General features: G+C 50.4%; 10 protein-coding genes. 6 read left to right on the top strand and 4 right to left on the bottom strand.

What is annotated here, in order from left to right; all coding sequences use genetic code 11:
- The first annotated feature begins 314 nt into the window (after window positions 1-314).
- On the top strand, window positions 315-1,211 hold the full coding sequence (locus tag JUF10_RS06875) for a hypothetical protein (RefSeq protein WP_236008178.1): 897 nt from the start codon (window positions 315-317) through the stop codon (window positions 1,209-1,211).
- A 1,460-nt stretch (window positions 1,212-2,671) separates the two neighbouring features.
- Entirely contained in the window at window positions 2,672-4,366 is a 1,695-nt protein-coding gene (locus JUF10_RS06870) for an oleate hydratase (RefSeq protein ID WP_203641481.1), read from the top strand.
- Window positions 4,367-4,583: 217 nt separating this feature from the next.
- On the opposite strand, the gene lepB is transcribed toward JUF10_RS06870, so the two are convergent.
- The gene (gene lepB / locus JUF10_RS06865; RefSeq protein ID WP_048734394.1) at window positions 4,584-5,168 is read right to left on the bottom strand and encodes a signal peptidase I; all 585 of its coding nucleotides are present in this window, start codon (window positions 5,166-5,168) and stop codon (window positions 4,584-4,586) included.
- A 221-nt stretch (window positions 5,169-5,389) separates the two neighbouring features.
- Here lepB and JUF10_RS06860 point away from each other — a divergent pair, with 221 nt between their 5' ends.
- From JUF10_RS06860 to JUF10_RS06850, 3 genes are all read left to right on the top strand, one after another.
- Window positions 5,390-5,782 carry a cytidine deaminase gene (locus tag JUF10_RS06860; protein WP_048734396.1) on the top strand — a complete coding sequence of 131 codons (393 nt, stop codon included), beginning with the start codon at window positions 5,390-5,392 and terminating at the stop codon, window positions 5,780-5,782.
- A gap of 983 nt (window positions 5,783-6,765) precedes the next feature.
- The gene (locus JUF10_RS06855) at window positions 6,766-7,119 is read left to right on the top strand and encodes a PadR family transcriptional regulator (RefSeq protein WP_203641480.1); all 354 of its coding nucleotides are present in this window, start codon (window positions 6,766-6,768) and stop codon (window positions 7,117-7,119) included.
- 2 nt (window positions 7,120-7,121) lie between these two features.
- Window positions 7,122-8,624 carry a DUF4097 family beta strand repeat-containing protein gene (locus tag JUF10_RS06850; protein WP_203641479.1) on the top strand — a complete coding sequence of 501 codons (1,503 nt, stop codon included), beginning with the start codon at window positions 7,122-7,124 and terminating at the stop codon, window positions 8,622-8,624.
- A gap of 886 nt (window positions 8,625-9,510) precedes the next feature.
- Here JUF10_RS06850 and JUF10_RS06845 read toward each other — a convergent pair.
- On the bottom strand, window positions 9,511-9,753 hold the full coding sequence (locus JUF10_RS06845; protein WP_203641478.1) for a hypothetical protein: 243 nt from the start codon (window positions 9,751-9,753) through the stop codon (window positions 9,511-9,513).
- 248 nt (window positions 9,754-10,001) lie between these two features.
- Between JUF10_RS06845 and JUF10_RS06840 the strand changes: the two genes are divergently transcribed.
- Window positions 10,002-10,526 carry a MarR family winged helix-turn-helix transcriptional regulator gene (locus JUF10_RS06840; protein WP_048734407.1) on the top strand — a complete coding sequence of 175 codons (525 nt, stop codon included), beginning with the start codon at window positions 10,002-10,004 and terminating at the stop codon, window positions 10,524-10,526.
- Window positions 10,527-11,363: 837 nt separating this feature from the next.
- Here JUF10_RS06840 and JUF10_RS06835 read toward each other — a convergent pair.
- The gene (locus JUF10_RS06835; protein WP_203641477.1) at window positions 11,364-11,978 is read right to left on the bottom strand and encodes a sugar O-acetyltransferase; all 615 of its coding nucleotides are present in this window, start codon (window positions 11,976-11,978) and stop codon (window positions 11,364-11,366) included.
- Between the two features lie 36 nt (window positions 11,979-12,014).
- Window positions 12,015-13,331: an MFS transporter gene (locus JUF10_RS06830; RefSeq protein ID WP_203641476.1), complete on the bottom strand. Its 1,317-nt coding sequence runs from the start codon at window positions 13,329-13,331 to the stop codon at window positions 12,015-12,017.
- Window positions 13,332-13,396 lie beyond the last annotated feature (65 nt).

The raw sequence follows: 13,396 nt of genomic DNA, 5'->3' as shown, positions 1-13,396 counted from the left end.
CAGAGGTGATATGCCTCTTTTTTTATGCAAAAATGGTGTCGATGGATTTCTCCATCAACACCAAATATCATAGAACCTAACAAAATCGTTTCAGAAGTCGTGTAACCCTTGGTACAGTTGGGTTCACGACTTTTTTGTTTCTTCACTAATAAGGCCCCTTAACGTAAGTTGGCTGAATTTACACTTCAAGCGAATTTATTTATGAAAATTGGGGCAATCCAGGGGGTATTAGCTAGCTAAAAAAAAGCGGCGTGGTATTATGACAATGAATTCAAGATGAATTCAGCAACACAATCTACTGGGGGGTAATTGTTATGATGAAAAAAGTTGCAATGATCGCGGCTGCAGCAGCTATGGTATTACCATTGGGTTTAGGGGCTATTGCTCCCACTAATACCGAAGTTACTGCATTCGCGGCCACTAAGGCAGCTGCTAAGAAGACCACTTACACGTTGGTCAGCAGCAAGGCTGTCAAAAAGGCGGCTTACCACGTCAAGAGTGGCAAACCAGAACTGTTTAGCGCATTGTTCGCGGCAGACAAGCCAACAGTCAGCTTAACCAAGAAGGGGACGTTAGCTGGCGAAAAGACTTACTACGCAACTAAGAAGATCGTGGTTAAAACCAAGGCAACCAAGACGGCCAAGGCTAAGAACGAAACGTTAGTCTTAGTTAAGAGCGGCAAGGTCTCCGGCTGGGTTAAATTATCCAAGTTGACCGCCGGCAAGTTCATGGCAGCCGATGGCAAGAAAGTCGCTGCCAAGGCCGCTGACGTTGCCAAGGCAGGAACCAAGGTAACTGCCACGGCTAAGAAAGCTACTGCTAAAAAGGCTACTGCCAAGAAGACGGTTGCTAAAAAGACGGTTGCTAAAAAAGCAACGACCAAGAAGGCTGTAGCTAAGAAGACGACTGCCAAGAAGGCAACCACTAAGAAAGTTGCCGCTAAAGGCACGACCTTTACTTTAGCAAAGTCCGTTAAGATCAAGAAGACCGCGTTCCACTTCAAGGGCACGAAGCCAGCTTACTTCACCGGCAAATTTGCCGCTGACCAACCAAAAGTGACGTTGACTAAGAAGGGCACTTTGGCTGCTGGTAAGACTTACTACGCAACCAAGAAGATCACGGTTAAGCAAGGTAAGAAGAACGTCCAATACCTCTTCGTTACCAACAAAGGCTGGGTTCTGGCATCAAAATTAGTTGCCGGCAAATTCTAGGCAATTAGTTCGAGACGACTACTCTTCCAGAGTGAGCGAGCTACTTCGGTGGCCCGCTTTTTGTTTGGGACGAATCTAGTGTTAAAAGGTGGCACTGCGGCGGCCAGAGATTCCGTCTGCTATGGGGAACGTCTCCAGCCTGTGAAGCGGGCTTCCGGCTCACCTCAAAGCCACGAAAAACGCGTGTCTTTGAGGCGTCCCACGATGTAAGCCGGGAAAATACCCCGACAAACATCGTCGACACAGCTGGCTCCATCTCTGGCCGCCTCCGGCAATGATTGAGCTTTGTCGCAACGAGTACAAGGTCCGTATGACAGTTAAGCTTGCCCGGTAATTAGTCTGCGGAGGTCCAAAGCGTTAGTGAGATATTTATAATTGGACTGCTTATAAAAGCATTTATAACCCGTCTAGCGTGCTATTGATTACCATGCATGCTACAATGAAGCCAATCAAAAAAGGCCGTCGCATAACGAATTGTGGCCACCTTCTCTGGTTTCGGTTGCAAACACGGTAGCCAGTGACAGTCAACTAAAGTAGCCTTCCTGAATCACTGCTGAATGTTAGAGGAAGGTTATTTTTTTGCTTATGATCGCATTGGTCTTTATAGGTAGCGTATATCAGCGCAAGCACTGATACGGCCACCCCACACCAAGCTGCCAAGGCTGAAAATCCCATTGGTTGGATTTAGTCAAACACCCATCCCCTTAAGAAAAAAACAGCCACCGTTCCCGCAACGTCTACAAGAACCAGCATACCAGAGTGATGGAGAAAGCCTGGTCTGAACCACTTACAAATTTGGTAATACAGGGTAGGTGACGGACTGTGGGGATTTAATTAGTCACTAGGCAATATTCAAAATAAAATCAATCGGAAAGACAGTCGTGGCTCACAATACGACTGTCTTTTAGTCTACATAGGGAAACAGGAAGGTTAAAAAATGGTTCTCAATTTCCTTTAGCCGTTGATTTGGGAAGATAGTAGGTACAAAGTCTGCCCTATTTTGAGGGCTAAACGACCAGTCATGGTAAAGAACAACCAGAGCCGGAGGAGGCCATGAATGAAGCCAGCCGTGGAAATCGTGGTAGCTGGCAGCTACCACGATGGGCGACTTTGAAGACACGCGGCCTTCGTGGCTTCAAAGCGAGCGAGAAGACTGGTGCTCTTCCAGTCTGAAGCGTCCCCACAGCAGGCGGAATCCCTGGCAGCCGGAGTGCGACCATTTTTCCACTACCTGCATCTAACGATTTTGACCTAAAATCCCCCTCAGTTGAAGTAAACCGTTTATAATATTTCAGACCACGTGTAAACGGAACACGACCTGTTGTAATGGCCGCCAGATTAAGGTTTCCTAACGTTTCTTAGAACTTGATAAGGTCTAAAAGTAAACGCTTTACAATGTATGACAAAGCAAGCATAATGGAGGCGTAAAGGCACAAAGAATCTACGGAGGTGTTTTTGATATGGTTAAAACAAAAGCAGTAATGATCGGTGCTGGTCTAGGGAATATGGCCGCAGCGGTTTACCTGATTCAAGAAGCCCACTGGCGCGGAGAACAAATTACGTTCTACGGCGCTGACATGCATGGTGCCAATGATGGTGGCGAAACGAAGGAATTCGGCGACGAATACTGGAATAAGAACCATCCATTGGACAACCAAACAGGTTACGTTGCCCGTGGTGGACGGATGCTGAATTACCGGACGTACGTTGATTTGATGGACTTACTCGACCGGATTCCTTCTGTTACTGAAGAAGGTATGACGGCGGCCGAAGATACCCGTGATTTCGACTCGCATCACCGGACCTATGACAAGGCACGGCTGTTGCAAGGCGGCAAGGGCATCATCGACGGGGGTAAGCTGGGCCTCAACAATAAAGACCGGGTGTTACTCTCCAAGTTAGTTCTGATGCCTGATGAGGAAGAAACCAAGCTCGACAACATTACGATTGCCGAATACTTCAAGGACGACCCACATATGTTCCAGACCAATTTCTGGTACATGTGGGAAACGACCTTTGCCTTCCGCATTGAAAGCTCCGTTCAAGAATTACGGCGCTACATGCACCAAATGATTTATGAATTTACGCAAATTGAACATTTAGTCGGGGTCAACCGGACCCGTTACAACCAGTTTGAAAGTATGATGTTGCCACTGATCACCTACTTAAAGGATCAAGGTGTCACCTTCCTCGACAACCGCATCGTCACGGATTGGGAGTTTGCCGACAGCCCACTGCAAGACGAAATTACCGTTACTGGCTTGCACGTAAAGAACTTGGAGACTGAGAGCGAAGAGTTAGTGGACATCGACGACGATACCGCGGTAATCTTTACCAACGGGTCGATCACCGATTCCGCCACGATGGGTGACTACAACACGCCAGCCAGAGAAAACATGGAATACGGGATCAGTGCCGCTCTGTGGAAGAAAGCCACGGAACGCTTCTACAATTTGGGGACGCCGGATAAGTTCTTTAACGACCGGAAGAATTCCGAATGGGTCAGCTTCACCTTGACCACAAAGAACCATCTGTTGTTAAATGAAATCACCCGGATCACCACGCAGGTTCCTGGGAACGCGTTGAACTCCTTCTTGTCCACGTCGCCAATCACGCCGTTGGGTCAAAAGGATATTACCATGTCGATCGTGGTTCACCACCAACCTCACTTTACGACCCAGAAGCCTAACGAATCCGTTATCTGGGGCTACTTCCTGTACCCACGGCGGACCGGTGAGTTCGTCCACAAGCAGTATATCAAGATGACTGGTAAGGAAATGGCTCAGGAATTGATTGGGCAACTGTCCAAGGTCGATCCAGGTCCTAACAACATTAAGGACAAGGAACCAGAAATTTTGGACAGCATCATCAACAACATTCCAGTCTACATGCCATACGCTTCAGCTCTGTTCAATAACCGGGCAAAGTCAGACCGGCCAGAAGTTATTCCAGCCCATTCCACGAACTTAGCCTTCACCGGTGAATTTGCGGAACAACCTTACCAGATGATCTTCACGGAACAAAGTGCGGTTCGTTCTGGGGAAATTGCGGCTTACCACTTTACCGGCATTTCCATGGATAACTTAGTTGATACGCCACGTTACGACAAGGATCCAAAGACCTTGATGAAAGCAACGAAGCGGATGTTTAGTTAAAAATTGAATTTCTCGGGGTAAAGAGCCATGTGCGGATCGTCTTCCTTGCGACGCCAATCATGATGTGCTGTGGGCACCTTTACCCCAAACGAAAAGACAGTCAGGAATGGCTGCCTTTTTGTTTGGAAAAATTAGTGTGAAAGTGACCGCGTTCTGGTGCCCAGGGACTCCACCTGCGATGATTACCGTCATCACAGCCTGTTTTCTAAGCTCTAAATTAGCTCGCCATATCGTTCACGTTGTCGCGATGGGTCTTGGTTCCTTGCCAGAACGGAACCTTGACGACGCCCATGACCTTGCTGGCGTCCACGTAGCCCCAAGCGCGGCCGTCCTCGGAAATGCTGCGGTGGTCACCTAGCACGAAGTAGTGGTTTGCGGGGACCGTGTTGCCAGTGTATTTCCAATTGCCAGCCTTGGCGAGGCTACCCAGCGTCCAGTCACCGGTCCCCGTCGTGCGTTCGGCGGTACTGATGAAGGACTGCTTGATGGGACGGTTGTTGACGTAGATGTAGCCGTTCTTGCTGACGACCTTGTCTCCGGGCAGGCCGATCACCCGCTTGACGTAGTTGGTGTTCGGCGCGGCGGTCGGGTCCTCCCCGTAAGCGTCAAAGACGATGACACTGAGGCGCTTCAATTTGAGCGGTTTGACCACAACCATCCGCTCCTTGTCGGCCAGGTTGGGTTCCATGGAGCCACCGGAGACCTTAACGATTTCGAATAAATAGGTGCGCACGACCAGAACGACCACAAGGGCCACCAGAATGGGCACGACCCAGCTTAAAATACTGCGTAAAATTTTCATGACGATTTAAACTCCCCCAAGTTAAAGTTAGCACGGCTACCTAAACTAGCAGCCATTATATGGATTTTATTTTAGCATAGTCCATCTCGTTCTTAGCTCGTTTAGCGAAAACTTAAGCAAAATAACGAGAAAGTTTGTGCAAAAGGTAGCGCTTTCAATGAAAATATGTAACAATAAAGAAGCAGAACAGTTCACAACAGGTAATACGAGGAGGAAACAACATGGCAGATCAAAAAGAATTACTGGCAGTTGCAACGGCAATGCTCGACAAAGCTTACACGCCTTACTCACATTTCCACGTTGGCGCGGCGGCAGTCGGTGCTAGCGGCAAAATTTATGGTGGCTGTAACATCGAAAACGCTTCGTATGGCGCTACTAACTGTGCGGAAAGAACGGCGATCTTCTCAGGGGTCGCTGCGGGTGAAAAACACTTCACAGCGCTGCTAGTGACTGGAAATACGGACGGCCCCATCGCCCCATGTGGCATTTGTCGCCAGGTCATCGCCGAATTCTTCGACGCCGACGCTCCGGTTTATCTGACCAACCAAAAGGGTGCGTTCACTGAAACCACGGTGGAAGGCATTCTCCCAGGCGCCTTTACCGACCTGCAGTAAAACGTTACAGCAGTTGAATTTAAATTTGTTATATCGGCGGTCATCGTTTTTTGATGACCGTCTTTTTTGTCGTGGTTTAGATTGTGGATTGTGGGGGACTGGTCGCACTACGGCTGCCAGGGATTCCGCCTGCTGTGGGGACGCTTCAGCCTGAGAGGCGGGCTTCTCGCTCGATTTGAAGCCACGTAAAAACCACGTGTCTTCAAAGTCGCCCATGCTGTAAACAGGCTGATGAACCGCCAGTTAACACCATTTTCACGGCTGGCTACATCCCTGGCCGCCTCCGGCTTGAATTGATGTCGTCAATTACCGAAGCTTGGACCATAAAATCGTCCGTCTGTTTCAATGGATTGTTGGTCAGATATGTTGTACGTGAAATACTTTGGTCGTTTATACATGGCGAAACGCGATGTTGTTCCATCAAAGAATAATTTAGTTGTAGCGCATACCGTCATTCATGATGGTTGCTTTGCAAGGTGAACTGGTAAGCAGTCGGCAAGATGTTTCACAATATTATGACTGGTATCACAGCCTGTACACAGAATAACTATAAGGTCGGACAGGCATCTTGGCACAGTAATTCCATCCAGACCGTGTTGCCATCAACTACCCACAGAATGTTGCCAGACGGTTTCACCAACAGTTCCAGCCCCAAAGCATGTCAGGTTAACAAACCATGTAAAGCCGGAGGCAGCCAGGATGGAGCCAGCCGTGACGACGATGTTAGACGGGGGATCTTCCCGGCTTACATCGTGGGACGCCCTGGGAGACGCGCGGTCTTCGCGGCTTTCAGGCGAGCCGGAAGCCCGCTTCATAGGCTGGAGGCGTTCCCCATGGCAGGCGTAATCCTGGCAGCCGCAGGCGGACAATTTCGGTCTCTTTAAGCACTTGAATCTCTAAAATACTATTCTGAACAAATTACTTTGACACACACAGTAGTATGTGATACATTAAATTCATCGAAAAGGAAAGGAAGTGGCAGCATGGCTGAGATTATTTCCAAAGATTTAATCCGGGGCCATACGGATACCATCATCTTGAATATCCTGCAACAGGGGGATAGCTACGGGTACCAAGTGGCCAAGCGGGTGAAGGAACTCAGCGCGGGGCACTATGAGTTGAACGAAGCCACGCTGTACACGGTCTTTCGCCGACTGGAAAAGAACGGTGCGTTGACCGACTACTGGGGCGATGAGACGCAGGGGTCGCGGCGTAAGTACTATCACGTGACTGATGCGGGTCGCGACCTACTCGCGGAGAATACGGCGGCCTGGCAATTTGCTAAGCCAATTATTGACGATTTGATCACCGGAAAGATTACGACCGAGGAGGATTAGACATGGATAATATTACGATGGAAGTGCGTACGCGTCTTGATCAGCTGTTCAGCCAATACCAACCATCACGGGCATTGACGGAACTCAAGGAAGAATTGGTGGGCGACCTGACCGAGGCCGTGACGGAAAAAATGAATCAGGGAATGGCTGCGGATGCCGCATTGGACGAGGCTATGGACCAATTGGGCGACATCGACACGTTGCTTAAAGACGTGGCGGCAGAAAATGGTGATCAGCAGGCGGCAGATGCCGATGCTGAGACTGGAGCCGACGAGAATCGAGAGCAGGCCAACGACCAGACGGATAATACCGCTGACGACGACCACGATACCACGATTCACATCGACGAAGAGAACGGAGAAGACCGGGTCCAAATCGGTAAGTTGAAAATCGTCGGCGACAAAATCAGCTGGGGCGACCACGTCATCGTTGATGGTGACAACGACAAGGTTGACCTTGGCGGCCTGGTCAAGGTCGATGGGGACCACGTCACCGTTGCGAATGGTATTGTCGATGTAAATGGCGATGACGTCCGTATCAATGGCGAACGGCCCCGCCGGACTTACGTGGAGTCCTTACGACTGGTCAACACCAAGTCATTTTCACCAGCGGACCTGAACCTCTTGAACATCGACTACCGCGACGCCGCCGTTAAAATTGGCCCGGCCGCTGGCGATAATATCGTGGTCAACGAGTACATGAGCCGCGACAACAGCCGCTTCTACCTGCGTTCCAGTCGCCGCGGCAGTGAGCTCGACATCAAGCAGGGCGACCGGCCGCATCTCTGGCCAGTCCACATGCGCGCCGAAATTTTCCTGCCAGCGCAACTCAAGGGCAAGGTGAGCGTCCATGCCGGCAATGGTAGCTTAGAAGTCAGCGACCTCAACACGCCACTGATTGTGGACGCCAAGGCGACGAACGGCAGCATGCGCGCGTTTGACGACCACGTCCAGCTCTTGAACATGAACTCGACGAACGGGTCGGTCAGAATCGACCAGAGTAGCGCGGACAAATTTAACCTCTACAGTCGTAATGGCAGCGTCAAGCTGAAGCAGACGACCGGAGCCAGCGTCATTGAATCCACGAACGGCAGCGTCAAATTGAGCGACTACGTGGGCAACACCATCGTCAATAGCCGCAACGGCTCCGTGAAATTTGAAAACGTCACGGGTCGCGTCGAAGGTCACACGGCGGAAGGCTCGGTGCGGGCCCAGAACCTGAATGGGAGCGGCGTGTTCCAGTCTAAGAACGGCAGTATCAACGTGCAGGTCAGCCAATTGACCGGCGACATCACCGCTAAGAGTAGTAATAGCAGCATCACCGTGCAGATGCCGATCATGACCGACTACACCTTCGATGCCAAGAACGATGACAGCCGCGTCGAGGTGCCCGAAGAAGCCACGCTGACACTGGGTGACAAGCACCACAAAATCGGCCAAGTTGGTGACCAACCAGAAGCCAACGTCATCGCTCATACCAAGAATGGCAGTGTCCACATCAGCTAACTCCTCCAGCTGAAATGGTCATAAAATCCGGTGCGCTGGCGTGACCCCCTCATGCCAGTCAAATCGTAAAATTCTCAAATATAGGTAAAGCCGGCGAGCACGGGTTGGGTGCTCGCCGGCTTTTTGTCGTGGCTAAATGGGTGCACTGCGGCTGTTCAGCGGAATTTGGAAGCTTAACAAGCTGGTTTCAAGCAGAATCTTTGCGTCTTGACTAGTAGGTCTGCTATGGTCAGCCATAAGGAAGATGATTTTCCGTACTGTCAATATTGACAGTAGGTAGGCTACCTGAAATTTAATTCTACGAAAAAAAGTTTTCGGTTAGTAAGGTGACCTAACTATCTTTTCGAAACGAAAATGGGTTCCATAAATTCTCATATTTACTGGCGGTTACAACTGACAACTGGAAAATGAAAGCTTGGTTTGCCAGGATGACTAGTCATTTTGACGTTGGTAAGGTAACTTTGGACGTGAAGCGTGAGAGCGAAGATTATCTGGTGAAAATCAGGGTCAACATGCTATGCTATTGACAGTTATTTTAGTCTGACCATAGCCGATAACATTAGCGTTTGCGGATAATTACATGACTAGATGTTTATCAATGAAAACAACACGCACGTTTACACTCTTATCCCCTCAATCAATCAATCTGTATAATTTTTTGATTGTTACCAGTTCATTCAAAATGGGGTACAGCAGGGCTCCGGGAGTGCGGTATAATCGGGGTAGACTAGGACTAACAAAAAAGGGCTTTTCTCCGCGTAGAATGCACGGAAAAAAGCCGAACGGGTTCAATAAACGTAACGTTTGTTGCTAATTGTAAAGAAAAAAGCAACAATTTCGCGAAAAGGGTTTCTTTTTATTGCGGGAGAGGTGATACTAAGAGAAGCTACTTGGCATTCTGTTCGTAAAGGTGCCACCAAGGTTGCGATTGGTGTAAGTTGACCTGCGTGATTTGGGTCAGTGGAATCTGCCGTGATCTGCCCGCCGTGAGGCCTAAGTAAACGGTCGAGTCGGTGAGGTAGTCAACGGTTCCTGTGTACGTCACGTCATGAAATATTAGTGAAGTTATTTGATTATTTTGATAAGCGGCTCGAAGTAGGGGTCGAATTTGTTGGCTAGCAAGTTGCATAAGTCTCATCACGTCCTCGGAAAAGATTAATTCCATTATAGAACGGATGTTCGCATTTGCAAACCTAAAATTTCATTTTACCCGGTTACTTAATTGGATAGTGAAATAATAGTAGGGTTAGCCACTTTAGAAACATTGGTTGGTGACGTGGTAATAATTATCAGCTACAATTAAGTTCCGTAGCTGTGCAATTCTTAAGAGAAAAAGGCAGTGTCTACCGCTGCCTTAGAAGGAGTAATGGACTGATAATGACTGAAACGACTAATGAGGCTGTAACGGAAGCCCAACTGAAAAAAGAATTTGACGATTTGTACATGCACATCTTCAAGTACATCGGCGACTTCGTTTCCATTCCCACTCAGAAGTACAATCTGACTTTTGAGGCCTACATGGTGATGGACAACGTTGCGCGGAGCAAGAACGGCCAGACCTTAGTTGAGTTAGCTAAGTTAGAGGGCGTCTCCAAGAGTGCGATTGCACGGCAGGTCAACGTTTTGCTGAAGGAAAACTACGTGATGCAAAAGGTTGACCCTAATGACCGGCGGGTGAAGTATATTACCTTAACCGCTGCTGGGAGCCGGGTACAACGGAACTTGGCCCAGGCTACGGACGAACGGTTCCATCGTTGGTTAGGCTTCTTCGGCAAGGACGAAGCGGAACACTTTATCGAAGTGCTCCACAAGGCTAACGAACGCGCCATTGCGGCTGGTTTTGTCGGCTTTGATAGCTTGCATGACAAGCGCCGGAACTCCAATCGGAGCCGCCGGAGCTAATTAAATGAAATTTTTGAGACGACGACCTGTGTAACTGACTGGTCGTCTTTTTTTTGATGGCTGACGGGATTTGTGATGAATGTCAGCACTGCGGCTGCCAGGGATTCCGCCTGCTATGGGGAACGCCTCCAGCCTGAGAGGGCGGGCTTCCGGCTCGCCTCAAAGCCACGAAAATCGCGTGTCTCTGAGGTCGTCCCACGATGTAAGTCGGGAAAGAACCCCGACAAACATCGTCGACACAGCTGGCTCCATCCCTGGCCGCCTCCGGCTTTAGATTGATGATTGCCATCATAGAAGTTTAAAGCCGAGACCGGTCAGTGGCTGGGTGGCGGTCAACAGTTATATAGAGGATTCGCTCAGTCGATTTTAGTGACTGCTTGTCATTCGGCGTCATGAAGAGTGTGGCTGGCTTCGACTTTGAGTGGATGGTTGTCATCATAGAGGTTAGGGGGGCGAGTCCAGTCAGTCTGTCCAACAACGGTCAGGGGTACTGTAGTGGACTCACTCAATCAGTTTCCATAATCACTTATCATGTTACGAGAAAAGCGCCAGAACTGTCCATGTTAATGATGGACAATCCTAGCGCTTATTATTTTCAGTATATTATTTAGTGGTCAGAATCAAACGGTTCATCAAAAACCAATATCAGCCGTGAGGGCAGTCAAAATAGGCTCAGCCGTGGCACTGTCTTAGCTGAGTGGTCTGCTCAGGTTAGACAGAACCGAGTTTTGAGACCTGAACTCTGAGCTCAAAATCGTGTTCACAGCGTTCCAGCCTATTTTGACTGCCCGGTAAGGCGCTGGCAGAGACAATACTGGTTTTGACCGCTGGCAGAGACTATTTCAAAAGGTCCGGGTTGATCCGATGGTCCTTGAAGTAGAACTCGCGGTCGTGGTCGTTGACTGGCCGCATGACGTGGCAGGGATTGCCGACCGCCACTACGTTGTCTGGCAGGTCTTTGGTGACGATGCTACCGGCACCGATGACGACGTTGTCACCGATCGTGATGCCGGGGAGCACGATGACGCCCGCCCCCAGCCAACAATTTTTGCCGATATGAACCGGCGCGTTGTACTGGTATTCCTGTTGGCGGAGTTCAGGCAGGATGGGGTGGCCGGCCGTGGCGATGGTCACGTTCGGGCCGAACATGGTGTGGTCGCCGACGTAGATGTAGGTGTCGTCGACCATGGTGAGGTTGAAGTTGGCGTAGATGTGCGCGCCGAAGTGGACGTGATGCCCACCGAAGTTGCTGTGAAATGGCGGTTCGATGTAGCAGTCCGGACCGATGCTGGCGAACATTTCCTTGAGCATGGCTTGGCGTTTAGCCCCTTCCGTTGGTCGCGTCTGGTTGAAGTCGTAGAGTTGGTCTAAACATTTTTCCTGTTCGATAGCGATGCTGTCGTCGCCGGGCAGGTAGAGGTCGACGGTGTGCAGTTTGTCTTTTTCTTCCATGTGAACGGGTCCTTTCAGGTGGCGTGGCGACTGGCATTACGGGTCAATCGCGGCCATTAGTCTACGTTCATTATACAACAGGAGGATGGCGAACATCACGAGGTACAGGATCAGCGGCAGCCAGGCGTAGTTGAGCGTGATCATGTGCTGGGTCGCAGCGTTTTGCGCGTGGTTAGCGACGTAGCCCGAGAAATGGAAAAGCCCCGCCGTCACCAGGCCACCGAGTCCCAGCCCAACGTTGACGCCAAAATCATCGGTCGACGCCAGGATGCCCTCAGCCTGAATCCCCATCGCCATCCCGTAGCGAATCGTGTCGGCAATCATGATGGAGACGAGGCCGATGATGAGGCCGTTGCCGATCGAGTTGATCAGGATGCCGGCAAATAAAACGACGAGGTGGTTGAGCAGCACGCCCACGGTCAGAATCAGTTGGCCTATGGCGGCGAGCGCGATGCCACCAAGCATAGTGCGCTTCTTGCCCCAGCGGTCGGCCGCGTGAACGATGAGCAACACGCCGATCAGCGCGGCAAAGGTGAAGCTGTTGGCCCACGGAACCAGCGCTACGCTGTGTTGAATGTATTTGAAATAGTAAATGGTGGTCTGATTTTTAATCGCGGTCGTCAGCCAGTACAACAGGATGACCACGGAAATGACCAACCACGGCTGATTTTTCCGTAGCATGGCACCCACTGCTCGCCAGGATTGGTGGGATTGCTCGGAATCGGTAAACCGCTCGCGGACGTGGAAAAAGGTGTTCCAGATGAGGGCGAGGGAAATCAGGCCGAATAACACGATGGTCAATAGGAAACCGCGTTGTTGGCTGCCGTGGCCAAAGAGGGCGACCAGTGGCAGGGTAAAGATGGCCACGATGATCTGCACGGAACTGCCACCGAATTGGCGAATGACGCCAAGCAGGGTCAGTTCCCATGTATTTTGCGTCATGGTCGGCAGGATCGATGTGATGGGGAGGTTGACCGCGGTGTAGAAGAATCCTAGCCCCAGGTAGGTCACGTAGGCCCAGATGAGTTTGCCACTCCCGCTAAACGGTGGAGTGACGAAGGTCAGGACGGCGAAGAGCACGTAGGGGAGCGCGTACCAGAGAAAGAATGGCCGACTCTTGCCCCATTTGGAATGCGTGCGGTCGATCATGAGGCCAATGATGAGGCTTTCGACCACGTCGGCGAGGCGCGCCACGATGAAGAGGATGGCGGCAGCACTGGCGGACAGGCCGTAGACGTCGGTGTAAAAGAAGAGCAGGTAGGTGGTCATCATCTGAAAGACCAGGTTGTCGGCCGCGTCACTGAGACCGTAGCTGATGCGTTCCGGCCATTTTGTTTGCCAAGGTTGATTCAAAGGGCAAGCCTCCTAAGGAAGAAAATGGGGGGATACAAAGGGCCAACCGCTGAGACGGAAGGGTT

The sequence above is a fragment of the Levilactobacillus andaensis genome (assembly GCF_016861695.1).
Classification (GTDB): Bacteria; Bacillota; Bacilli; order Lactobacillales; family Lactobacillaceae; genus Levilactobacillus; species Levilactobacillus andaensis.
Note: the sequence above shows the minus strand (reverse complement) of the source record. Positions and strands in the feature narration are given on the sequence as shown.

Coding starts and splice junctions, on each gene's coding strand:
- JUF10_RS06845 (WP_203641478.1), bottom strand. CDS start 9,753: ATGCAACTTGCTAGCCAACAAATTCGACCCCTACTTCGAGCCGCTTAT.
- lepB (WP_048734394.1), bottom strand. CDS start 5,168: ATGAAAATTTTACGCAGTATTTTAAGCTGGGTCGTGCCCATTCTGGTG.
- JUF10_RS06860 (WP_048734396.1), top strand. CDS start 5,390: ATGGCAGATCAAAAAGAATTACTGGCAGTTGCAACGGCAATGCTCGAC.
- JUF10_RS06840 (WP_048734407.1), top strand. CDS start 10,002: ATGACTGAAACGACTAATGAGGCTGTAACGGAAGCCCAACTGAAAAAA.
- JUF10_RS06870 (WP_203641481.1), top strand. CDS start 2,672: ATGGTTAAAACAAAAGCAGTAATGATCGGTGCTGGTCTAGGGAATATG.
- JUF10_RS06835 (WP_203641477.1), bottom strand. CDS start 11,978: ATGGAAGAAAAAGACAAACTGCACACCGTCGACCTCTACCTGCCCGGC.
- JUF10_RS06850 (WP_203641479.1), top strand. CDS start 7,122: ATGGATAATATTACGATGGAAGTGCGTACGCGTCTTGATCAGCTGTTC.
- JUF10_RS06855 (WP_203641480.1), top strand. CDS start 6,766: ATGGCTGAGATTATTTCCAAAGATTTAATCCGGGGCCATACGGATACC.
- JUF10_RS06875 (WP_236008178.1), top strand. CDS start 315: ATGATGAAAAAAGTTGCAATGATCGCGGCTGCAGCAGCTATGGTATTA.